The following is a 21,983-nucleotide window of genomic DNA, read 5'->3' as shown; positions in this document are numbered from 1 at the left end:
TCATCGGGCGGCCGTTCGGCCGACCCGTTGGCGGGCATGACGACCGTGTGTATGTGCGAAGAAACTACCCCTTCCCCTCGCCGCGCATGAAATCGAAATCACAGCCTTCGTCGGCCTGCAGAATGGTCTCGTTGAACAGGTGCGCGTAGCCGCGTTTCGCCCAATCGGGCGTCACGGCAGGCTTCAGCGCGGCGCGGCGCTTTTCGAGTTCGGCCTCGTCGACCAAGAGATCGATGCTGCGCCTGGCGACATCGAGCCGGATCATGTCGCCGTTCCGGACCAGCGCCAGCGGCCCGCCGACGGCGGATTCCGGAGTGATGTGCAGCACGATGGTGCCGAACGCGGTGCCGCTCATGCGCGCGTCCGAGATCCGCACCATGTCCTTGACGCCGGCGCGTCCGAGCTTCTTCGGGATCGGCAAATAACCGGCTTCCGGCATGCCCGGCGCGCCCTTCGGCCCGGCATTGCGCAGCACCAGCACGTCGTCGGCGGTCACATCCAGCGCGGGATCGTCGACCCGCTCAGTCATGTCCTCGACGGATTCGAACACCACGGCGCGGCCGGTGTGCTGCAGCAGCTTTGGGCTCGCCGCGGAATGCTTGATGACCGCGCCGCGCGGCGCGAGATTGCCGTGCAGCACCGCCATTGCGCCTTCCGGCTTGATCGGATCTTTGCGCGGGCGGATCGCGTCCTGGCCGGGCACTTCCTCGGCGCCGGCGACCACATCGCGCAACGTCGCGCCGGTAATGGTTTTGGCATCGAGGTCGATGAGGTCGCCGAGTTGCGCCATCAGCTTCGGCACGCCGCCGGCATGATGAAAGTGCTCCATGTAATGCTCGCCCGACGGTTTCAGGTCGATCAGCACCGGCACCTCGCGGCCGAGCTTGTCGAAACCTTCGAGATCAATGCGATGCTTGGTGCGGTTAGCGATCGCGGTGAGATGAATGAGACCATTGGTCGAGCCGCCGATCGCCTGCAGCACCACCTGCGCATTGCGGAACGATGAAGCGGTCAGAAACTCGCTCGGCCGCGGGCTTTTCGCCTTGGCCATCGCCGCCGCTACCTTGCCGCTTGCTTCGGCCAAGCGAAACCGCTCGGCATGGGGCGCCGGAATCGTTGCGCTCATCGGCAGCGACAGACCGAGCGCCTCGGTGATGCAGGCCATCGTGCTCGCGGTGCCCATCACCATGCAGGTGCCGACCGACGGCGCGAGACGGCCATTGACGGCTTCGATCTCGACGTCGTCGATTTCGCCGGCGCGGTATTTGCCCCACAGCCGCCGGCAATCGGTGCAGGCGCCCAGCACCTCGCCCTTGTGATGCCCCACCACCATCGGCCCGACGGGGATAACGACGGTCGGCAGATCGGCCGAGACCGCGGCCATGATCTGCGCCGGCAGGGTCTTGTCGCAGCCGCCGATCACGACAATGGCGTCCATCGGCTGGGCGCGGATCATCTCCTCGGTATCCATCGCCATCAGATTGCGCAGATACATCGAGGTCGGATGCGAAAAGCTTTCGGCGATCGAAATGGTCGGAAACACCATCGGCATGGCGCCGGTCAGCATCACGCCGCGCTTCACCGCCTCGATGATCTGGGGCACGTTGCCGTGGCAGGGATTGTAGTCGCTGTAGGTGTTGGTGATGCCGACGATCGGGCGGTTCAGCGCGTCGTCGGAATAACCCATCGCCTTGATGAAGGCCTTGCGCAGGAACAGCGAAAACCCGGCATCGCCATAACTTGCCAGTCCCTTGCGAAGTCCTTCAGCCATTTTCTCATTTCCTGTCGTGGTGGTGGGGCACTAAACGAGCCCGTCGAATTATTGTCAATATTTGATTATTCGACCTCTGGAAGGCGACAATGGACCCCAAAACGGCCATCATTATTGACAATGGCTGCCGTACCGTGCTGATTTCCGGCGATGATCCGACGCGGATGGCCATGAAACCGCTTGCCAGCCCAACCGAACCTTCCGCGCTGTCGCGCGAGGAGGAGCAGGCGGAAGTCATTCGCCGGCTGGAGGAAGACATCATCTTCGGCCGCTTCGCGCCGGGGTCGCGGCTGGTCGAAGACACCTTGATGTCGCGCTACGGCGCCAGCCGCCATTTCGTGCGCCAGGGCCTGTTTCAGCTCGAGCGCCAGGGCATCGTGCTGCGCGAGAAGAATATCGGCGCCACGGTGCGGTTCTATTCCGCCGAGGAAGTGCGGCAGATCTATGAGGTGCGGGAAATGCTGACGCGGCAGGCGGCGCTGATGATCGCGCTGCCGGCGCCTGCCGGCCTGATCGAACAATTGAGCGAGTTGCAGCGGCAATATTGCGCCAGGGCCGACGCGCAGGATCTGCGCGGTATCCATGAGGCCAACGACGCCTTCCACGTCGCGCTGTTCTCGGCCTGCGGCAATCCCTATCTGGTGCGCTCGCTGCAGGACTATATGAACCTGACCTTGCCGATGCGCGCCAAGAACCTCGCCGACAAGGAGGGCCTCGCGCTATCGCGCCGCCAGCATGAGTTGATGATCGAACTCCTGAAAGGCCGCGACAGCTGGGCGCTGGCCCAGCTCTGCGTCGATCACATGCAATACAGCAAGTCGGATTATCTCGGCCGCATCGCGGCGGATGATAGGCCGCAATAACCCGATGAGCTGCGAGCGATCGTGAGGGAATCGTCCATGAACCGCGCGCTTGTGCTGCTTGCGTTGATTGCGGCGTATCCGGTGTTTGGCGGCAGCGCCGCCAAAGCCGACGATCCCCGCGCCATGCAGCTCACCTATGGGCCGTGGACAAAACTGTGCTTCAAGCGGGCCGACGGCAATTCGGACTGTTTCATTTCGGCGGCCGCGCGCGGCGCGTGTCATCCTTCCGGCGGTGGCGTCTCGATCTCCATTCGGGATGAAAAGACCCTGAGCCTGCTCGCCAATTTCGGCACCAAGCGAGCGCTCGAAGGCGGGATCGGCGTCCAGATCGATCAGGACACTCCGATCCTGATATCGCACCCCGAATGCTTCGGGCTCGGTTGCCGCGGCAAAATCGACATCGACCGCGGCTTCATCGAACGGCTGAAGCGCTCGCGAACGATCGCCATCGAGGCGACCGATGCATCCCACCAAAAGCTCAGCCTTGCCTTTTCCCTTGCCGATTTCGCCGCGGCCTATGATGGGCCTGCAAGCGATCCACCCAAGGTGCGCGACGAGACCGCCACGGGCGACAAGATGAAGCAGCTGACGAAACAGTCGGAGCAGCAGAAGCAGGCGTTTGAATGTAGGGAGTAGAGGTCGTCATTCCGGGATGGTCCGTAGGACCAGACCCGGAATCTCGAGATTCCGGGTTCGTGCTTCGCACGCCCCGGAATGACGCCGGTTACACAATCCGGCTTGTGTCGCCGTCGAACTCGATGCTGCAGAACCCGCCACCCTGGTAGAAATCGCCGATCGGATCCGGCTTGAGCTTGGCCTGCTCGGCCATCGCGTGCTCGCGGAAATCCTCGGCCCTGCCGGTCGGCCGGTAGCCGAGATCGTGGGCGCGATGATTGTCCCACCAGCCGCGCTCGTTGTCGGAGGCGCCGTAGAAAATCTCGAAGTGGATGTCGGGATGGTCGAGCCCGATCCGGCAGAGCTGCGCCAGATCTTCGGGCTTCAGCCAGATCGACAGCCGCCGGTGATCCAGCGGCTTTTCGCCGAAATTGCCGATGCGAAGGCAGGTGACCTTGAGCCCGTGCTTGTCGGCATAGAGCGCGCCGAGCGCTTCGCCGAACACCTTGCTGACGCCGTAGCGGCTGTCCGGCCGCGCGGTGACATCGGTACCGATCCGGTGATGCCTCGGGTAGAAGCCGATCGCATGGTTGGAGGAGGCGAACACCACGCGCTTGACGCCTTGCCGGCGCGCGGCCTCGAACAGATTGTAGACGCCGATGATGTTGGCCTGCAGGATGCCGTCCCAGGGCCCTTCGACCGAATAGCCGCCGAAATGCAGGATGCCGTCGACGCCCTCGCAGATCGCCTCGACCTGGGCGAGGTCGGCGAGATCGGCCGCCTTGAATTTTTCGTGTCTGCCGAGATCGGCCGGCGCCTTCAGATCGCTCAGCAGCAGATCCGGATAGACGGGCGCTAACAGCTTGCGCAGGCTTGTGCCGATGGCCCCGGCGGCGCCGGTTATCAATATGCGTGGCATTTCTTCCCTCGTTTCTTGCGACCGAATTGCGGTCATAGGCCGACAATGATAGCAAATCAAACCGCGAGGAAACGCAACAACAACGAGAACAGCAAATGTCCGAGGCAACATCCCGCGCTGGCTGGCAGCCGGCGACCTATTATCCCGATCCGGCCATCCACGCACTCGATCCGCGCTTTGAAAAATACTGGCTGAAACTCTCGGCCGTGGAGCGGCTGACCACGGGCCTGCGCTGGGCCGAGGGCCCGGTGTGGTTCGGCGACGGGCGCTATTTATTGTGCAGCGATATTCCGAACCAGCGCATCCTCAAATGGGAGGAGGAGACCGGCGCGGTCAGCATTTTCCGCAAACCCTCGAACTTCGCCAACGGCAACACCCGCGACTGCCAGGGCCGGCTGGTCACCTGCGAACATGGCGGCCGCCGCGTCACCCGTACTGAATATGACGGTTCGATCACTGTGCTGATGGATTCGTTCGAGGGCAAGCGGCTGAACTCACCCAACGACGTGATCGTGAAATCCGACGGCTCGATCTGGTTCACTGATCCGGTGTTCGGCCTGCTCGGCAATTACGAAGGCTACAAGGCCGAATCCGAGATCGACATGAATGTCTACCGGATCGACGGGGCCACCGGGAAAGCCACCATCGTCGCCGAGGGCATCCTCGGGCCCAACGGGCTGTGCTTCTCGCCGGATGAGAAGATTCTCTACATCATCGAATCGCGCGGCGTACCGGCCCGCAAAATCCTCGCTTACGACGTTGCCCCCAGCGGGACCACGATTTCCAACAAGCGCGTGTTCGTCGACGCCGGCCCCGGCACCCCCGACGGCATGCGCGCCGACATCGACGGCAATCTGTGGTGCGGCTGGGGCATGGGCGACCCCGAGCTCGACGGCGTGGTGGTGTTTGCGCCCGACGGCGTCATGATCGGCCGCATCGCGCTGCCCGAACGCTGCGCCAATCTCTGTTTCGGCGGCCTGAAGCGCAATCGCCTGTTCATGGCGGCGAGCCAGTCGATCTACGCGCTGTACGTCAACACGCAGGGCGCGCTGGGGGGATAATTCTCCGTCGTCCCTGCGAACGCAATGCGAACGCAGGGACCCATACGCCGCGGCTGCCGTGTTCAAGCACGCTGGTAGATACCTTCTGCAACAACGGGCTTCGGTGGTTATGGGTCCCTGCGTTCGCACATATGCGTTAAGATAGTGGGGATAGTGGGAACATTGTTTGATACTGACGTTTTCTTGGCGGCTCGCGGAGATGGCGTTGGAGGACCGATTTTGCTCGGCGCAGGCGGTCGATCGTGGGCTGTGGAATCACCGCTTGGAGCAGCGAGGCGATGAGATGCTGGAGCAGACGCCAGGCACCAGGCGGTGTCAGGCGGCTTCGACCAAGCGGGGAGAGTCCTCAAGTTCGTCGATGAGCGGCTCGAGCAGTAGAATAGTCAATAGATGAGCCAGCACATGAGGTCTGGCGGAGCGTTCGTCGATTCCTGGTGGTCCCTTGAGACCGATCAGGCTCTTTAGCCGTTTGAAGCCGAGTTCAATCCGCCATCGCAGGCGATAGAGTGCGAGAACATCCGCGGTCGCGAACTCTGTCGGCTTCAGTGAGGTCACCAGGATCACCCAATCTGCCGCGTCGAGCGTTTGCTTGGATATCTGATGGCCTCCGCGCTGGGCGGCCCGACGCGCCTTGCGTCGCGCCTCGGCAGCAGCATGCGCCGGCTTCTTGACCGCGACCAGACGCAAGGCGAGAGGCTCGCCGCTTTTGCGTTTTATCCAAATCGGCCGATCGATCAGCCCACGGGCCGCCGCCTTGCGCAACTCGGCGACGAGATCGAGCACATTGCCTTTACCATCGAGCCAGCACGCGCTCTTCCAACCAGCCCGGATCACGAAATCTCCGCCGGCTTCGATCACGCTCGCCATGCGATCCGGTTGCAAATAGGCACGGTCGCCAAGGCGAATCTCGCCCGCCACCACCGGTATCCGGTCGAGCGTCTCGCCCGCCTGCTGATCGGTCAGTTCGAAGTGGCCAAAGCGCTCCTGCGGAAGATCGAAGGCGCTGTGAATCCGCCACAACTCGTTCTTCTTTCTGGCGTCAGCTCCGTTCTTCGGCACTGTAGTGGCATCAACGATGCGGATGATCCGACCGCGGCTCGCTTGCGGGGCGGCGGCCGCAAGCATCTGACCCACCAGCAACGCGAGCCAGTCTCCGCACTGACGCAAGCGATACAGCAGCGCCACGCTCGAAATATCGACAAGGCCCACCGATGTCGCCCAGGCCGCAGTCGACCGCAACCCCCGCTCGCCCAGACAATAGGCCAGGATCACGCGCAGCAAATCCACCGCGTTGGTGATCTCTCGCGGACGCAAAAACGCTTTCGTCTCGCGCGCCGTCACCTTGAGCGTTTCCACCCCGCCAAGCCGGGCGACAACATTCTTCCAGTCTTCGTTCACAAGCGATTCGTGTCTCATGACACTTTGGAATCACAGACGATTCCGCGCCGCAAGACTATTTTAACGCCTATGTGCGTTCGCAGGGACGACACTGAATTTGTTCAACACTCCTCTACAAGCGCAAAAACGCCGGAGCGGTTTCCCGCTCCGGCGTCTGCATTGATCGCTCGAAAACTTACGCCGCGTTGTAGCCGGCGACCGCCTTCACTTCGAGATATTCTTCCAGGCCGTACTTGCCCCATTCGCGGCCGTTGCCGGACTGCTTGTAGCCGCCGAACGGCGCGGAGCGGTCGTTCGGCACGCCCTGTAGGTTGACGTTGCCGGCACGTATCTGGCGGCCGACCCGGCGCGCGCTTTCAACGGTATCGCCGGAGACGTAACCGGCGAGGCCGTAGGGCGTGTCGTTGGCGATCTTCACCGCATCGGCTTCATCCTTGGCACCCAGGATCGTGAGCACCGGCCCGAAGATTTCCTCGCGCGCGATGGTCATGTCGTTGGTGACGTCGGCGAAGATGGTCGGACGCACGTAGAAGCCCTTGTTGACGCCTTCCGGCAGGCCCGGGCCGCCGGCAACCAGCGTCGCACCTTCCTCGATGCCCTTGTGGATCAGGGCCTGGATCTTGTCCCACTGGATGCGCGACACCACCGGACCGATGGTGGTGCCTTCCGCGCGGGGATCGCCGGCCTTGGTCTTGTCGGCGACGCCCTTGGCGATGGCGGCGACTTCCTTCATCTTCGACAGCGGTACGATCATCCGCGACGGTGCGTTGCAGGACTGTCCCGAATTATTGAACATGTGCATCACGCCACCGGTGACGGCCTTGGTGAGGTCGGCGCCTTCGAGGATCACGTTCGGCGACTTGCCGCCGAGTTCCTGGCTGACGCGCTTCACGGTCGGGGCCGCGCGCTTGGCGACATCGACGCCGGCGCGGGTCGAGCCGGTGAACGAGATCATGTCGATATCCGGGTGCTCGCTCATGGCGGCGCCGACTTCGGGGCCGAGGCCGTTGATCAGGTTGAACACGCCTTTCGGCACGCCGGCTGCATGCAGGATTTCCGCGAAGATCAACGCCGACGACGGCGTGAATTCCGACGGCTTCAGGATCATGGTGCAGCCGGCGGCCAGTGCCGGCGCGACCTTGCAGGCGATCTGGTTCAGCGGCCAGTTCCAGGGCGTGATCATGCCGATGACGCCGACCGGCTCGCGCACCACAACCGCAGTGCCGACGTTTTCCTCGAAATGATAATTCTTCAGCACTTCCAGGGTGGAGGCGATATGGCCGAGGCCGGCGCCGGCCTGCAGCCGCTCGGCCATCGGCAGCGGCGCGCCCATCTCGTCGGAAACGGCGGCGCCGATATCCTTCATGCGGGTCTTGTAGACCTCGATGATCTTTTCGAGCAGCGCCACCCGCTCCTCGCGGCTGGTCTGCGAAAACGTCACGAAGGCGCGCTTGGCAGCAGTGACCGCCTTGTCGACATCGGCCTTGGAGCCGAGCGCAACCTCATACATCGCCTCTTCGGTCGCCGGATTGACGACGGGCGTGGACTTCTTGACGGCGGGATCGACCCAGGCGCCGTCGATGTAGAATTGCATGCGATTGACCATCGGAAACCTCTTTATTTCGGGGCGAATTGATAAGGGAACGGAAGCGTTCGGCAGGCATCCTTGCACGAAAGCCGGGCAAATTGAACCCGCCATATGCGGGACGCCGCGTTGCGGCAGACACCGGATATAAGGTCAGGGGGGTGGAGGAAGCAAGACTTTGCCGTCATTCCGGGGCGCGCGAAGCGCGAGCTTTGACGTGCAATTGCACGTCAGAGAATCCATAACCACCATCGTGAGTATGGATTCCGGGCCTGCGCCAAGTGGCGCATCCCGGAATGACGACTTCAATAGCCTACACCGCCATCTTGCGGTGCCGCACCGGGGCGCCGGCGGTAAGGGCTTCCGCTGCGTCGATGATGGCGTTGGCGTCGATGCCGTGGTGGCGATAGAGGTCCGAGATGGTGCCGGTCTGGCCAAACTGCTCGACGCCGAGCGCCTCGACGCGGTGGCCGCGCACGCTGCCGAGCCAGCCGAGCGTCGCCGGATGGCCGTCGATCACGGTGACGATGCCGCAGTCGCGCGGCAATGGCGCCAGCAGCCGTTCGATGTGGCTGAGGTGCTGCACGCCGCGGCGGTCGCGCCGCAAATTCCGTGCGGCGGTCCATCCACCATGCAGGCGGTCCGCCGAAGTTACCGCCAGCAGTCCGACGTCCCTGCGGCTTTCGCCGATGAAGCCTGTGGCCTCGATCGCCTCGGGCGCCAGCGCGCCGGTATAGGCGACCACGATTTCACAGTTCGGGCCCGGCTTGCGCAGCCAATAGGCACCGTCGGTGATGTCCCGCTGCAGGTCAGGCGTCATGATCCGCTGCGGCTGCTCGAGCGTGCGCGTCGACAGCCGCAAATAGACCGACCCGCCCTCGCCGCCTTCGCGCTGCATATGCCGGAACCCCCAGCCCATGATCACGGCAAGTTCATCGACAAACGCCGGCTCGAACGAGGCCAGGCCGTCCTGCGCCATGCCGATCAGGGGCGTCGCGATCGACTGGTGCGCGCCGCCCTCCGGCGCCAGCGTGATGCCGGACGGCGTCGCCACCACCATGAAGCGGGCGTCCTGGTAGCAGGCGTAGTTCAGCGCATCGAGGCCGCGCTCGATGAAGGGGTCATACAGCGTCCCGATCGGCAGCAGCCGTTCGCCGTTGATCTGATGCGACAACCCCAACGCGGAGAGCATGATGAAAAGGTTCATCTCGGCGATGCCGAGTTCGAGGTGCTGGCCCTTCGGCGAAAAATCCCAGTTGAAGGTCGAGGGTATCTTCTCCTGCCGGAACAGATCGTGGTTTTCCGCCTTCGCAAACAGCCCGCGGCGGTTGACCCAGGCGCCGAGATTGGTCGACACGGTGACGTCAGGCGACGCGGTGACGATGCGCGAGGCGAGCTCGGTATCGCCGCGCGCGATTTCGTTTAGCACGAGCCCAAAGCCCTGCTGTGTCGACATCTGCGCCGCCGGCTTGAACGCCAGTTGCGGCGGCACCTCGATGACGGGCGCATCCAGACGGCGACGACCTTCGCGGTTGAACGGCGCCTCCGCCAAAAATGCCTCCAGCGTCGCGGGCTCCTGCGACAGTCCCTCGAACTTCTCCCATTCATGGCCGGGACGGATGTTCTGCGTCGCGCGCCACTTCTCCATCTGCGTCGGCGTCATCAGCCCCGCATGGTTGTCCTTGTGGCCCTGGAACGGCAGGCCGACGCCCTTGATGGTGTAGGCGATGAAGCAGACCGGACGGTCGTGATCGATCGACTCGAACGCATCGATCATGCTGGTCATGTCGTGTCCGCCGAGATTGGACATCAGCGCCAGCAACTCCTCGTCACTGCGGCGGTCGATCAATTGCGTGACCGGGCCCTGATCGCCGATGTCGTCCTGCAGATGCTTGCGGAACGCCGCGCCACCCTGGAAACACAGCGCGGCATACATCTGATTCGGACAATTATCGATCCAGCGCCTCAGCGCCTCGCCGCCTGCTTCCGCAAACGCCGCCTGCATCAGCGTGCCGTATTTCACGATCACCACGTCCCAGCCGAAATTGCGGAACATGGATTCGAATTTCGCCCACAACCCTTCGCGGACCACCGCATCGAGGCTCTGGCGGTTGTAGTCGACTACCCACCAGGTGTTGCGCAGCCCGTGCTTCCAGCCCTCCAGCAGCGCCTCAAAAATATTGCCCTCGTCCATCTCGGCGTCGCCGACCAGCGCGATCATGCGGCCCTCGGGCCGGTCCTTCATCCAGCCATGCGACTTGACGTAGTCCTGCACCAGCGAGGCGAACAGCGTTTGCGCCACGCCAAGGCCGACCGAGCCGGTGGAGAAGTCGACGTCGTCGGCATCCTTGGTACGCGACGGATAGGATTGCGCGCCCTTGTAGCCGCGAAAGTTTTCCAGCTTCTCGCGGGTCTGGTGCCCGAACAGATACTGGATGGCGTGGAACACCGGGCTCGCATGCGGCTTCACCGCGACGCGGTCCTGCGGCCGCAGCACCGAGAAATACAAAGCCGACATGATGTTGGCGAGTGAGGCCGAGGAGGCCTGATGGCCGCCGACCTTCAGGCCGTCGGTATTGGGCCTTATGTGGTTGGCATGATGGATCGTCCACGACGACAGCCAGAGAACTTTGCGTGCCAGCGCGGACAGCAATTCGAGGCGTGCGGGTTCGATTCCCATGGCAAAGCTCCGGAGACATCCAGTATGCGCCGATTTTAGCGGTTCTGCCGCCGCCGAAATTCTCAAATCCTCGCGACATACCCCCAAATATTGGGATAAATTACCACTCCCACTCCCAAAAGCCCGAGTTTGTCCCAATGCCTGCCCTCGATGCCATCGACCGAAAAATCCTCAGCCTGCTGCAATCCGACAGCCGCATGACCATGCAGGAACTGGCCGACAAGGTCGGCCTGTCGGTATCGCCGTGCCATCGCCGGGTGAAACTGCTGGAGCAGCGCGGCGTGATCACGCGCTATATCGCAACCGTCGACCAGAAATCGCTCGGCCTGCATGTCAGCGTCTTCATCTCGATCAAGCTGGCGCGGCAGAAGGAGGAGGACCTGAATCGCTTTGCCAAGGCGATCTCGAAATGGGACGAGGTGCTGGAATGCTATCTGATGACCGGCAACCGCGACTATTTGCTGCGCGTCGTCGCCGCCGACCTGTCGTCCTATGAAGCATTCCTGAAGAACAAGCTGACCCGGCTCGACGGCATCGCCTCGATCGAGTCGAGCTTTGCATTGAGCCAGGTGAAATATTCGATTGCGCTGCCGGTGTGATATCGGTGCAGCGGATGATCTTGGAGCCGTCATTGCGAGCGAAGCGAAGCAATCCATATCTCCACTTGCTGAGGCATGGATTGCTTCGTCGCTATCGCTCCTCGCAATGACGCGTTGAGACATCGGATTCAACATTCGAACACCTGAAGAATATGACTCCGCCTTCTCGCGGCACGAAATGCCCGAGGTTTGCTTCGGTTTCACCCTCTTAACAACAGAGGGCGCAGGGAAAGCCGGGTGCGCGCTGCACCCGCGGTCTCGTGTGCAAGATGCACAAAGAAATGCGCACACGAGCATACAGGTTCAGCGGAGAGCATCCGGCCTTCCCTGCGCAATGGTTTTACGGCTTATAGCGCGCTCTCCCCGGTGAACGGGCTTTGTTGCCACCGTCGCTGCGCAGGCATTCCGCGCAACTTGACGCCAGCGTCGCGGCGTCAGGACCACACGATTTCGCCGTCCGCCTCAGTGCCGTTCGTCAATGGCACATCCGCGTCCACCGCATCTCACCGCACGTTCGTGACGATCGCGAGCCGCCCCTCATTCGGGTGAGACGGGCGGAGTCAAATCACTGATTTGCCCGACGCGACAAGGGGAATATTTTCTTAAGAGGGGCTTGACAGGAATCCTTGATTTGCCCGTCGGGCAAAAACGGCCAGAGCGCGTACTCACAAAGCGACTTGATGTGTAACCGGCCCAAGCACGGAACGGAGATCATGGCTTAATCAAAGGTTACTCGGCAGGTCGGATTTTCCTCGATCGCCTATAGAGAACTTAAATACCTAGGCGGGAATATGTGGCGGAATCAGGCAAACGCAGGGGGGAGTCATGAACTCCACGGGCAACTGCCGTACTCGTTTCAGGAACATTTCGTGCGCTATGGCGCATGCTCCTATGATTTCCGAGCCGAACGGCAAACGCTTACTACGACGATTTGCTGCCGATAAGTCCGGCAGCAACGTGATTATCTTCGCGCTCATCATGCCTGTTCTGGTTGGAGCCGCCGGCCTCGGCACTGAGGCCGGGTGGTGGTCCTACAAGCACAAAAACATGCAGAGCGCGGCAGACTCCGGGGCTGCGAGTGCGGCGACCGCAGGCAGTAACCTGAACACCGAAGCCAACGCAGTAACAGCGACCTATGGTTACGCGAATGGGTTGAACAACGTTACGGTCACCGTCAACCAGCCGCCGTCCACCGGCAATCATACCTCGGACCCGCAGGCCGTCGAAGTTATCATCGGCCAGCCGCAACCGCGGCTGTTCTCGGCGCTGTTCGGCTCCGCCCCGGTTCTCATCACGGCGCGCGCCGTGGCGGTCCCAAACGCCGGAACGGGTTGTGTGCTCGCGCTCAACTCGACAGCCAGCCCCGCCGTGACAGTGGGCGGCAGTAACCAGCTCAATCTGGTTAATTGCAATCTCTACAGCAACTCCAGCGCCAGCCCGTCGCTGAACGTCGGCGGCAGCGCAGCGGTGTCCGCCAATCAAGTCGGGGTAGTCGGCAACGTCTCCGGCGCAAGCAATATTACAGCGACGAACGGCATTCGGACCGGCATGCGGCCAGTCGTCGACCCCTATGCCAGCGTTTCTCCGCCCCCGGAGCCGAGCTGCAGCAGCGCCAAGATCACGGTGAACAGCAACGGGAAAACCAACTCGCTCGACCCGGGCTGCTATACAGGTAGCATCACCGTCAATGCCGGAGCGACGCTGAACCTGAATCCCGGTATCTATTACCTGGATGGCGCGAACTTGAGCGTGGCAGGCAATGCCACGATCACCGGAACCGGCGTAACTCTCGTGTTTACCGGATCTGGCGGCAATTGGGGCACGGCCTCAATCGGCAGCAATGCCAACATCAACTTGACGGCGCCAAGCTCCGGATCGACGCAGGGCATCGTGATCTACGGCGACCGCAACATGCCGGCGGGTACGACTTTCAATCTGACCGGCGGCGGCACGCAGAATTTCGGCGGCGCCATCTACCTGCCAAAGGCGAACCTGAGCTTCAGCGGCGGCAACGGCACGACCACCTCGTGCACCAAAGTCATCGCGGACACGCTCACCTTCACCGGCAGTTCGAATCTCAAGGTTAATTGCGCCGCGCTTGGCGTCGCCGCGATCGGCATCAGCACCGCGCAGCTCGTCGAATAGATGAGGTGATTCGAAATGACGCACATCTCCCCCGTATATCGCGTTCGCCGAGGAGCCAGCACGCTCCGCCGCTTTTTTGCCCGCGTGGCGGGCGATCAAACCGGTGCGGCAGCCATCGAGTTGGGCCTGCTTGCCCCGGTGTTGACGCTCATGATGGTCTCCATGATCGATATCGGCCTGGGCGTCTACCGTAAGATGCAGGTCGAGGACGCCGCCCAGGTCGGCGTCCAATACGCCATGAGAAATCCCTTTGACGCCGACCTGATCTCCAACGCCGTGGTCAGCGCGACGAATTTTTCGTCGATCGCTGCGTCGCCCGCGCCGGTCAAGTTTTGTGGCTGCGCGACGGGTTCCGGCATCAATACTGTAAGCTGCGGTACGACATGTCCGGGAGGAGCGCTGGCCGGAACGTACACCACGGTTTCGGCGCAGGCCAGGTACAGCTCGCTTCTGAACTATCAGATCGTTCCCCAAAACTATAATTTCAGCGCGCAATCGACGGCGAGGTTGCAGTGAAGTTCGCGAAAATGTTGAGAGATCAGAGCGGTACGTCGGCGCTTGAATTCGGGTTGACGGCCCCGGTGTTCTTTTTGTTTATTTTCGGCGTGATCGAAGTCGGATTGCTGTTCTGGACCCAGATCGGTCTGCAGCATGGCGCCGAAATGGCCGCGCGATGCGCCAGCATCAACGCTGCACTTTGTCCCATCAGTAATCCGAATGCCATTACCGGCTATGCCACCCAACAGGCGTTCGGTTTAGGTCTGCCTGCCTCGACCTTCACCTACAGCAGGCCGACTTGCGGAAACCAGGTGAACGCGAGCTATTCGTTCCAATTTCCCGGCATCATCCCCCTCGACCCACTAACGCTGACGGCGCAAGCGTGCTTTCCGATATAATGCTCGCGTGAGCCGTACGAACTGGCCACCAAACCAGCCGATCTGCCGGTGGAACAGGCGTCTAAATAAATACGAGCTGGTAATCATACCGCCAGGACCCGCGCCCTACAGGACCTTCCGCTTCGCCAGATTCCGCATCAGCGCCGATATACCGAACGTCCACGGCTCGCATTCATCGCTGTTGCGCATGCGGTTGACGAGCTTGCCGAGCTGAGGCGCTGCGATGGTGACAACATCGTCGCGCTTGTGGGTGAAGCCCTGGCCCGGCGCGTCGCGATCCCTAACGGGCGCGAACATGGTGCCGAGGAACAGCGCAAAGCCGTCGGGATATTGATGCACCGGCCCGATGGTCTGGGCCACGAGATCGGTCGGATCGCGGCTGATCTTGCTGATCGAGGAATGGCCCTCGAGGACGAAGCCGTCCGCGCCCTGCACGGTCAATCCGACGTCCATCCTTCTGACGTCGTGGAGCGAAAAGGTCTGGTCGAACAGCCTGAGCAACGGGCCGATCGCGCAGGAGGCGTTGTTGTCCTTGGCCTTGGACAATAGGAGCGCCGAGCGTCCCTCGAAGTCGCGCAAATTGACGTCGTTGCCGAGCGCCGCGCCGACAATGTTGCCGCGGCTCGACACCGCCAGCACGACTTCCGGCTCCGGGTTATTCCAGGTCGATTTCGGATGCAGGCCGGCGTCCATGCCTGACCCGACCGAGGACAGTACCGGCGCTTTTGTAAATACCTCGGCGTCGGGACCGATGCCGACTTCCAGATACTGGCTCCAGGCGTTTTGCTCGATCAGCACCTGCTTCAGCCGGATCGCCTCGGCCGAGCCGGGCTTGAGCTTGGAGAAATCGTCGCCGACCAGCCGCACCACTTCCTTGCGAATGGCGTCCGCGGAAGCAGGATTGCCGCGCGCCCGTTCTTCGATCACCCGCTCCAACATCGAGACGGCAAACGTCACACCCGCAGCCTTCAGCACCTGCAGATCGAGCGGCGCGAGCAGCCAGGGTTTTTCGCGATCGCGCCGGTCGGGCGGCGTGTTGGCGGCAAGGTTTTCGAGATCGCCGATGCGCTCGCCTTTGAACGCGCGCAACGCAGCCGCCGGATCTTCCTGCTCGCATAGCGCGCTCACGGTAGCAAAGCTCGCCGTGACATCGAAGACGCCATCGCCGCGAACCGCAATCACCGCGGGCCCGTTCAGCCGCGGCAACCACGCCCGCCCGACCAGCGTGCCGCGCGTGCCGTCGTCGGGCAGGAGGTCTTTTGTTGTCAGTGTGATCATGGCTGCTCCGATTTCATTCGACTGGTCCTCCGGTCGTCGTCCCGGCCTAGTGCGCAATTGCGCACGGGCGCCAGGACCCAACCGCAGTGCCACCTTGTCGCGCTCAACACCAGAAGCACAATTCGATCCCCGACAATCAACCGGCTTGACAAGCGTCGATCTTAACGAGAGCATATCGCGATATTCCTCCTTTGATTGTATGACGAAGATGCATATTTCGAACCCCTCCTTGCACCCTCCCGTGGTGATGATGCAATCCGACCGGGATTCGCTCGCGAGCCAGTTGTCACCCATCTCTGCAGAATTGGCAGCCCGCGTGACCACGGTCTCGCGCACCGCCGTGGCGGCGGCCTCGCTCAATATCCCCCTGACGACGGTGTCACTCAATGGGAATTTTGACGCCTACATTCACATCACTTACCGTGACGCGCCGGCAACCCTTTCCGTGCCGCTGATGGTCGATTCCGGCAACTTCTCGCTCATCGTTCCGGAATATGAAAAGATCGCAGCACTGCCAAATTTCGGGACGGACTACGCCATCCTTGCCGACAACGTGACCGAGCCCTGGGGCTGCCCGGCCAAAATCCTGAAAGGGCCCATCAGGATCCCGACGCAAGACGGCAGCATTTACGAAATTCCGGGTTGCGTGTTCTATGCGTGTACCGGGACGAGCCCCAGCACCAAACAGCGCACCGCGAATTTTGGCGCCGGCTGCATTTCACCTTGGGGACGGGAAGGGAATGTCACGATTCAGTCCCCGCTCTCCTTCGACCCGGCCTACCCCTTTGCCGAATTCAACTATGTTTCGGCCAGCAGGATTTTCTCGGCAACAAGTCAGGTGAACCTTGCGCAGGGATCGTCGCTGACCTTGTATCGAACGACGCCGACAGGCTATCAGATGTTCAACATCATCAAGAATCTGATGTGGATGTCGCTCATCCCGCGGTCCCTGAGTATTGGTGCCGTCAAGACTGCCTGGCCTGGTCTACTCACCCTGCCGCCCATCGCCATGGTGGATACCGGCGGCGGTCCCGTTTTTCTGAGCGATCCCAATGCCGACATCTACACCGCCAACTGGCCCAACATCGTTCCTTCGCCATCATGGACGTCGCCGGGATCGCTGCCCTGCGAGTCCACCAAGCAGGATATCACGATTGATGTCGGCGACACCGGCAGCTCATTCACGTATCGGATCGATACCTCGACGCTGCCGCCGCCGGTTCAGGGACTGACGCTGGTCATGTGCAGATCGTGCGAATACATGAGACAAAATCAAGGTATGAATCTCGGCGGTATTTCCGCCCTGTTCAACTACATCCTGATCGATTTTTCTTCCGGTAAAGTAGGCTTCAAGGCGAAGGCGGCGGCGCTCGTCTGACGTCCGGTGCCGGAGAAGCCATCACCGGCCTACCGCCACGGCTCGACGATGATCTTGGTGTGCGCTTCCGGATTGGCGAGATCGGCGAACGCTTTTGCGACGCCGTCGATGCTGACGCTTGCGGTCACCATCGAGGCGGCGTCGACCTGCCCTTCCGCGATCAGGCGCAGCGAAGCGGCGAATTCGTCGGGCGTATAGCCCAGCACGTACTGGACGTTGAGCTCCTTCATGATGCCGAGCATCGGCTCGGAGCGATCGTTCTCCATGCAGACGCCGACCACGACGATGCGGGCATCGCGCGGCGCGCCCTCGAACACCTGCTGGATCAATCCGGGGATGCCGACGCATTCGAAAATCAGCGCCGGCTTGAGCGCCGGCAGCATCGCCTGCAGCGGCGGCCGCGCGGCTTTTTCCTCCGGTGACATCTGGGCATGCTCGGCCCAGGTGGCATAGGGCTGCGAGCGCGCAGGATCCACCACGATATCGGCGCCGAGTTTCTCGGCGAGCGCGCGGCGCGCCGGCGAATAATCTGCCGCTATGATCGGGTGCAATCCACTGATCTTGAGTGCGGCGATGACCGCGAGCCCGACCGGCCCGCAGCCGATCACCAGCGGCACCTCGACGCCCTGAATATTGGCTTTGGCGACCGCATGCACGCCCACCGCAAGCGGCTCGGTCAGCGCCGCATGTTCGGCCGAAAGCCCGTTCGGTACTTCCAGCAGCAGCGCCTCGCTGAGCAGCATGCGCTCGGCATAGGCGCCGACATTGTCATTGGAATAGCCGATGCCCTGCACGCCTTCCGGCGTCAGCAGCGCCGGCAGCGAGCATACTTTGGTGCCGGTCTTGAGCTTGCGCGTGGTGCCCGGACCATAATCCAGAATCTCGCAGCAGAATTCGTGGCCGAACACGACGTCGCGCGCCAAATCCATCGGCTTGCGGCCGGGAAAATGCCGGGATAGTTCGACCATGCGGTGGGCGTGCTTGCGCGCGTGCAGGTCGGATCCGCAGATGCCGCAGGCCAGCGATTTGACCAGCACCTGGCCGATTCCCGGCTTCGGCTCGGGCATGTGATCGACGACGATCTCGCCGTTCCTGAAGATGGCTGCGCGCATGGTTCCTCCCGCGTGGGTTTTCCCACTCATAGCATGCAGGATCACCACGGAATCCTTTGATTTGAAACGAAAAACAGTCGTTTTCCGACCCAACTGTTGCCCACACGCAACGCCTGTGCTGCAACAATTCTCACCCTCACCCAACGCACGATTTCGGCCGGAAGGCTCAGGCGTTCGGCGACGGCTCCGCCGGCACCACCAGAAGCTGCGAGTGCCGCACCCGCTCGCGATGCGCGGTGTAGAGGCCGCTGGCGACGATGAAAGACGCGCCGGTCACGGTCCAGACGTCGGGCAATTCGCCGAAGATCAGGAAGCCGAGGATGCTGACCCACAACAGCTGCGTGTAGGAAAACGGCGCGAGCACCGAGGCATCGGCGTAGCGGAACGCGAGCACCACGATCCATTGCCCCACCGTCGATGCGACGCCGATGAAAATGCCGAACATGATGTCGTGCCAGGTCGGCGCGACCCAGACGAACGGCACCAGCGCCGAAAGGATGCAGACGCCGGCGATCGACGAATAGCTCATGATGGTGACGGCGCGCTCGCTGCCGCTCATCATCCGCGTCATGATCAGGGTGCAGGCCCAGGCCAGCGCCGAGACGATCGGGAAGAACGCGGCGGGATGAAACGCGCCGGAGCCCGGCCGCAGGATGATGATCACGCCGACGAGACCGACCGCGGTCGCGATCCAGCGGCGCAGGCCGACCTTCTCGCCGAGGAAAAAGATCGACAGCGCGGTGACGAACAGCGGCGAAACGAAGCCGGTGGCGGACGCTTCGGCGATCGGGAGAAACCGCAGGCCGGAAATGAAGAACAGCGATGAACCGAGCAGCGCCGCGCCGCGCAGCAATTGCAGGCCGGGCCGTCCGGTCTGCAGGGCGAACAGCGGCGAGCCCGGCAGCATCGCCGGCGACATGATCAGCGCGAAGGTCAGAAACCTGATCCAGGTGATCTCGATCGACGGCAACGTCGCCGACAGATATTTCGCCGTGACGTCGGAGGCACCCAAAAATATCGTCGACGCAAGGATCAGCGCGATGCCCTTGAAGGGACGATCGGCGCGCGCGGGCGCTTTGCGGGCGGCGGACTTCTTCTCGGGCAACGGCAATGGAGCGCGGTCCAGCCTGGCGGCTGCGGCGGGGGGCGGTGTCACGGCAATCTCGAAAGGCAGCAATCGTTGAATCGGGCGAAGCTCCAAAAAACGCCATTTGCGGGGGAACAACAAGCTCCGAAAACGGGACTCCGATATGCGCGAGCGGGCGCGGCCGCCCGCCGCGGCAGCTTGCCGTAGCCCGCGCGGCTGTTGCCGTAGCCGGCGCGGCGCTTGCCGTCGCCATTGCAACACTTTGTTAACAAGTGTGCTCGCTAGAGCATCGGCAAACCGCGCGGCTTGGGGCCACGCGGAAAAGCGCTGTCGAGTCCGGCAAGCTCGCTGTCGCTCAACTTCAGTCTGCCCGCGGCGGCATTGTCGGCGGCGTGATCCGCGCTCGAGGCTTTTGGAATCGCAAACACCGAAGGCCGGCGCGTCAGAAAGCCGAGCGCGACCTGACGAGCCGTCGCCTTGTGCGCGTCGGCGATGCTCTGCAACATCTGGCCTTGCTTGCTGCGTGGCGACGGAAAATCATCGTGGCCGAACGGCGAATAGGCGACGACGGCAACGCCATGTTTCTCGCACCACGGGATCACCGCATGCTCGATCGCGCGTTCCTGCAGATGATAGAGCACCTGGTTGCAGGCGATCCTGCCCTTGCCGGCGACCGCCAGCAGTTCGTTGAGATCGTCGGTATCGAAATTGCTGACGCCCCATGAGCGGATTTTTCCCGCTGCGATCAATTCATCGAATGCCGCGACGGTGTCGTCCAGGGAAAAGGACCCGCGCCAATGCAGCAGATAGCAATCGAGATGATCGGTCTTCAGCCGCTTGAGGGATCGCTCGCACGCCGTGATCGTGCCGCGCCGCGAGGCATTGCTCGGCAGCACCTTTGAAACCAGGAAGAGCTCGTCGCGCAGACCTGCGATCGCGTCGGCGATCACGAGCTCGGCATCGCCATACATCTCGGCGGTATCGATATGGGTCATGCCTGTTTCGATGCCGCGCCGGAGCGCCGCGACCGCCGACTTGCGATCGCCGCGATCGAGATACCAGGTGCCCTGCCCGATCACGGACACGTCGGGACCGCTATTGCCGAATTGCTGTTTTCGCAAAGTCGCCTCGTTCGTCCATGAAACCACGCGCGGCGGAACATAGACGAAACGGATAGCGCTGTCCTCCCACAACGTCGTCCCGGGCAAGCCAACGGGTCGCGCGAATGCGCGCCCGATGACAGGCTCCGCGCGACCCGGGATCCATACGCCGCGGCGGTAGTAATTTTGCGAAGTCTCTAATTCACTGCCGAAACGAGAGGCCGCGGCGTATGGGTCCCGGCGAACGCCCATAGGCGTTAAAATAGTCTTGCGGCGCGGAATCGTCTGTGATTCCAAAGTGTCATGAGACACGAATCGCTTGTGAACGAAGACTGGAAGAATGTTGTCGCCCGGCTTGGCGGGGTGGAAACGCTCAAGGTGACGGCGCGCGAGACGAAAGCGTTTTTGCGTCCGCGAGAGATCACCAACGCGGTGGATTTGCTGCGCGTGATCCTGGCCTATTGTCTGGGCGAGCGGGGGTTGCGGTCGACTGCGGCCTGGGCGACATCGGTGGGCCTTGTCGATATTTCGAGCGTGGCGCTGCTGTATCGCTTGCGTCAGTGCGGAGACTGGCTCGCGTTGCTGGTGGGTCAGATGCTTGCGGCCGCCGCCCCGCAAGCGAGCCGCGGTCGGATCATCCGCATCGTTGATGCCACTACAGTGCCGAAGAACGGAGCTGACGCCAGAAAGAAGAACGAGTTGTGGCGGATTCACAGCGCCTTCGATCTTCCGCAGGAGCGCTTTGGCCACTTCGAACTGACCGATCAGCAGGCGGGCGAGACGCTCGACCGGATACCGGTGGTGGCGGGCGAGATTCGCCTTGGCGACCGTGCCTATTTGCAACCGGATCGCATGGCGAGCGTGATCGAAGCCGGCGGAGATTTCGTGATCCGGGCTGGTTGGAAGAGCGCGTGCTGGCTCGATGGTAAAGGCAATGTGCTCGATCTCGTCGCCGAGTTGCGCAAGGCGGCGGCCCGTGGGCTGATCGATCGGCCGATTTGGATAAAACGCAAAAGCGGCGAGCCTCTCGCCTTGCGTCTGGTCGCGGTCAAGAAGCCGGCGCATGCTGCTGCCGAGGCGCGACGCAAGGCGCGTCGGGCCGCCCAGCGCGGAGGCCATCAGATATCCAAGCAAACGCTCGACGCGGCAGATTGGGTGATCCTGGTGACCTCACTGAAGCCGACAGAGTTCGCGACCGCGGATGTTCTCGCACTCTATCGCCTGCGATGGCGGATTGAACTCGGCTTCAAACGGCTAAAGAGCCTGATCGGTCTCAAGGGACCACCAGGAATCGACGAACGCTCCGCCAGACCTCATGTGCTGGCTCATCTATTGACTATTCTACTGCTCGAGCCGCTCATCGACGAACTTGAGGACTCTCCCCGCTTGGTCGAAGCCGCCTGACACCGCCTGGTGCCTGGCGTCTGCTCCAGCATCTCATCGCCTCGCTGCTCCAAGCGGTGATTCCACAGCCCACGATCGACCGCCTGCGCCGA

The 21,983-nt window shown here is 62.3% G+C and carries 18 protein-coding genes; 9 read left to right on the top strand and 9 right to left on the bottom strand.

All coding sequences use genetic code 11. The features are described from left to right. Positions 1 to 64: 64 nt before the first annotated feature. Positions 65 to 1,771 carry an IlvD/Edd family dehydratase gene (locus NL528_RS15615; RefSeq protein ID WP_309183566.1) on the bottom strand — a complete coding sequence of 569 codons (1,707 nt, stop codon included), beginning with the start codon at positions 1,769 to 1,771 and terminating at the stop codon, positions 65 to 67. 170 nt (positions 1,772 to 1,941) lie between these two features. Between NL528_RS15615 and NL528_RS15610 the strand changes: the two genes are divergently transcribed. After that, positions 1,942 to 2,634, top strand: coding sequence for a GntR family transcriptional regulator (locus NL528_RS15610; RefSeq protein WP_309184909.1), 693 nt, complete (start codon positions 1,942 to 1,944; stop codon positions 2,632 to 2,634). 36 nt (positions 2,635 to 2,670) lie between these two features. Continuing rightward, the gene (locus NL528_RS15605) at positions 2,671 to 3,270 is read left to right on the top strand and encodes an invasion associated locus B family protein (RefSeq protein WP_309183565.1); all 600 of its coding nucleotides are present in this window, start codon (positions 2,671 to 2,673) and stop codon (positions 3,268 to 3,270) included. An 88-nt stretch (positions 3,271 to 3,358) separates the two neighbouring features. On the opposite strand, the gene NL528_RS15600 is transcribed toward NL528_RS15605, so the two are convergent. After that, positions 3,359 to 4,168: an NAD(P)-dependent oxidoreductase gene (locus tag NL528_RS15600; RefSeq protein ID WP_309183564.1), complete on the bottom strand. Its 810-nt coding sequence runs from the start codon at positions 4,166 to 4,168 to the stop codon at positions 3,359 to 3,361. 95 nt (positions 4,169 to 4,263) lie between these two features. Here NL528_RS15600 and NL528_RS15595 point away from each other — a divergent pair, with 95 nt between their 5' ends. After that, a complete protein-coding gene (locus NL528_RS15595) occupies positions 4,264 to 5,229 on the top strand; it encodes an SMP-30/gluconolactonase/LRE family protein (RefSeq protein WP_309183563.1) in 966 nt (321 codons plus the stop codon). A gap of 315 nt (positions 5,230 to 5,544) precedes the next feature. Here the strand turns inward: NL528_RS15595 and NL528_RS15590 are convergent, their stop codons facing one another. From NL528_RS15590 to NL528_RS15580, 3 genes are all read right to left on the bottom strand, one after another. After that, the gene (locus NL528_RS15590) at positions 5,545 to 6,645 is read right to left on the bottom strand and encodes a transposase (protein ID WP_309180912.1); all 1,101 of its coding nucleotides are present in this window, start codon (positions 6,643 to 6,645) and stop codon (positions 5,545 to 5,547) included. Between the two features lie 157 nt (positions 6,646 to 6,802). Beyond that, a complete protein-coding gene (locus NL528_RS15585) occupies positions 6,803 to 8,233 on the bottom strand; it encodes an aldehyde dehydrogenase family protein (protein WP_309183562.1) in 1,431 nt (476 codons plus the stop codon). A gap of 292 nt (positions 8,234 to 8,525) precedes the next feature. After that, entirely contained in the window at positions 8,526 to 10,892 is a 2,367-nt protein-coding gene (locus tag NL528_RS15580) for a transketolase (protein WP_309183561.1), read from the bottom strand. 137 nt (positions 10,893 to 11,029) lie between these two features. On the opposite strand from NL528_RS15580, the gene NL528_RS15575 reads away from it, so the two are divergent. The 4 genes from NL528_RS15575 to NL528_RS15560 all read left to right on the top strand — a co-directional run bounded on the left by NL528_RS15575 (position 11,030) and on the right by NL528_RS15560 (position 14,532). Further along, positions 11,030 to 11,491: an Lrp/AsnC family transcriptional regulator gene (locus NL528_RS15575; protein WP_074280601.1), complete on the top strand. Its 462-nt coding sequence runs from the start codon at positions 11,030 to 11,032 to the stop codon at positions 11,489 to 11,491. A gap of 891 nt (positions 11,492 to 12,382) precedes the next feature. Further along, positions 12,383 to 13,636 carry a pilus assembly protein TadG-related protein gene (locus tag NL528_RS15570; RefSeq protein ID WP_309183560.1) on the top strand — a complete coding sequence of 418 codons (1,254 nt, stop codon included), beginning with the start codon at positions 12,383 to 12,385 and terminating at the stop codon, positions 13,634 to 13,636. Between the two features lie 15 nt (positions 13,637 to 13,651). Continuing rightward, positions 13,652 to 14,152, top strand: coding sequence for a TadE/TadG family type IV pilus assembly protein (locus NL528_RS15565; protein WP_309183559.1), 501 nt, complete (start codon positions 13,652 to 13,654; stop codon positions 14,150 to 14,152). Beyond that, a complete protein-coding gene (locus NL528_RS15560; RefSeq protein ID WP_309183558.1) occupies positions 14,149 to 14,532 on the top strand; it encodes a pilus assembly protein in 384 nt (127 codons plus the stop codon). Before NL528_RS15565 ends, NL528_RS15560 begins: the two co-directional genes overlap by 4 nt. Positions 14,533 to 14,637: 105 nt before the next feature. Here the strand turns inward: NL528_RS15560 and NL528_RS15555 are convergent, their stop codons facing one another. Then, on the bottom strand, positions 14,638 to 15,810 hold the full coding sequence (locus NL528_RS15555; RefSeq protein WP_309183557.1) for a fumarylacetoacetate hydrolase family protein: 1,173 nt from the start codon (positions 15,808 to 15,810) through the stop codon (positions 14,638 to 14,640). A 199-nt stretch (positions 15,811 to 16,009) separates the two neighbouring features. Here NL528_RS15555 and NL528_RS15550 point away from each other — a divergent pair, with 199 nt between their 5' ends. Beyond that, on the top strand, positions 16,010 to 17,188 hold the full coding sequence (locus NL528_RS15550; protein ID WP_309183556.1) for a hypothetical protein: 1,179 nt from the start codon (positions 16,010 to 16,012) through the stop codon (positions 17,186 to 17,188). Between the two features lie 29 nt (positions 17,189 to 17,217). Here NL528_RS15550 and NL528_RS15545 read toward each other — a convergent pair whose 3' ends face one another. From NL528_RS15545 to NL528_RS15535, 3 genes are all read right to left on the bottom strand, one after another. Beyond that, entirely contained in the window at positions 17,218 to 18,300 is a 1,083-nt protein-coding gene (locus tag NL528_RS15545) for a zinc-binding dehydrogenase (protein WP_309183554.1), read from the bottom strand. A 166-nt stretch (positions 18,301 to 18,466) separates the two neighbouring features. Next, a complete protein-coding gene (locus NL528_RS15540) occupies positions 18,467 to 19,456 on the bottom strand; it encodes a DMT family transporter (RefSeq protein WP_309183553.1) in 990 nt (329 codons plus the stop codon). Between the two features lie 212 nt (positions 19,457 to 19,668). Further along, positions 19,669 to 20,508 (bottom strand): aldo/keto reductase, encoded by an 840-nt coding sequence (locus NL528_RS15535; protein ID WP_309183552.1) that lies wholly within the window; start codon positions 20,506 to 20,508, stop codon positions 19,669 to 19,671. 282 nt (positions 20,509 to 20,790) lie between these two features. On the opposite strand from NL528_RS15535, the gene NL528_RS15530 reads away from it, so the two are divergent. Next, a complete protein-coding gene (locus tag NL528_RS15530) occupies positions 20,791 to 21,891 on the top strand; it encodes a transposase (RefSeq protein WP_309180912.1) in 1,101 nt (366 codons plus the stop codon). Positions 21,892 to 21,983 lie beyond the last annotated feature (92 nt).

It is taken from the genome of Bradyrhizobium sp. Ash2021 (assembly GCF_031202265.1).
Lineage (GTDB): Bacteria > Pseudomonadota > Alphaproteobacteria > Rhizobiales > Xanthobacteraceae > Bradyrhizobium.
Note: the sequence above shows the minus strand (reverse complement) of the source record. Positions and strands in the feature narration are given on the sequence as shown.

Bases quoted from the DNA above. Each gene is read 5' to 3' on its own strand.
- NL528_RS15615 (WP_309183566.1), bottom strand. From the start codon at position 1,771: ATGGCTGAAGGACTTCGCAAGGGACTGGCAAGTTATGGCGATGCCGGG.
- NL528_RS15610 (WP_309184909.1), top strand. From the start codon at position 1,942: ATGAAACCGCTTGCCAGCCCAACCGAACCTTCCGCGCTGTCGCGCGAG.
- NL528_RS15605 (WP_309183565.1), top strand. From the start codon at position 2,671: ATGAACCGCGCGCTTGTGCTGCTTGCGTTGATTGCGGCGTATCCGGTG.
- NL528_RS15600 (WP_309183564.1), bottom strand. From the start codon at position 4,168: ATGCCACGCATATTGATAACCGGCGCCGCCGGGGCCATCGGCACAAGC.
- NL528_RS15595 (WP_309183563.1), top strand. From the start codon at position 4,264: ATGTCCGAGGCAACATCCCGCGCTGGCTGGCAGCCGGCGACCTATTAT.
- NL528_RS15590 (WP_309180912.1), bottom strand. From the start codon at position 6,645: ATGAGACACGAATCGCTTGTGAACGAAGACTGGAAGAATGTTGTCGCC.
- NL528_RS15585 (WP_309183562.1), bottom strand. From the start codon at position 8,233: ATGGTCAATCGCATGCAATTCTACATCGACGGCGCCTGGGTCGATCCC.
- NL528_RS15580 (WP_309183561.1), bottom strand. From the start codon at position 10,892: ATGGGAATCGAACCCGCACGCCTCGAATTGCTGTCCGCGCTGGCACGC.
- NL528_RS15575 (WP_074280601.1), top strand. From the start codon at position 11,030: ATGCCTGCCCTCGATGCCATCGACCGAAAAATCCTCAGCCTGCTGCAA.
- NL528_RS15570 (WP_309183560.1), top strand. From the start codon at position 12,383: ATGATTTCCGAGCCGAACGGCAAACGCTTACTACGACGATTTGCTGCC.
- NL528_RS15565 (WP_309183559.1), top strand. From the start codon at position 13,652: ATGACGCACATCTCCCCCGTATATCGCGTTCGCCGAGGAGCCAGCACG.
- NL528_RS15555 (WP_309183557.1), bottom strand. From the start codon at position 15,810: ATGATCACACTGACAACAAAAGACCTCCTGCCCGACGACGGCACGCGC.
- NL528_RS15550 (WP_309183556.1), top strand. From the start codon at position 16,010: ATGACGAAGATGCATATTTCGAACCCCTCCTTGCACCCTCCCGTGGTG.
- NL528_RS15545 (WP_309183554.1), bottom strand. From the start codon at position 18,300: ATGCGCGCAGCCATCTTCAGGAACGGCGAGATCGTCGTCGATCACATG.
- NL528_RS15530 (WP_309180912.1), top strand. From the start codon at position 20,791: ATGAGACACGAATCGCTTGTGAACGAAGACTGGAAGAATGTTGTCGCC.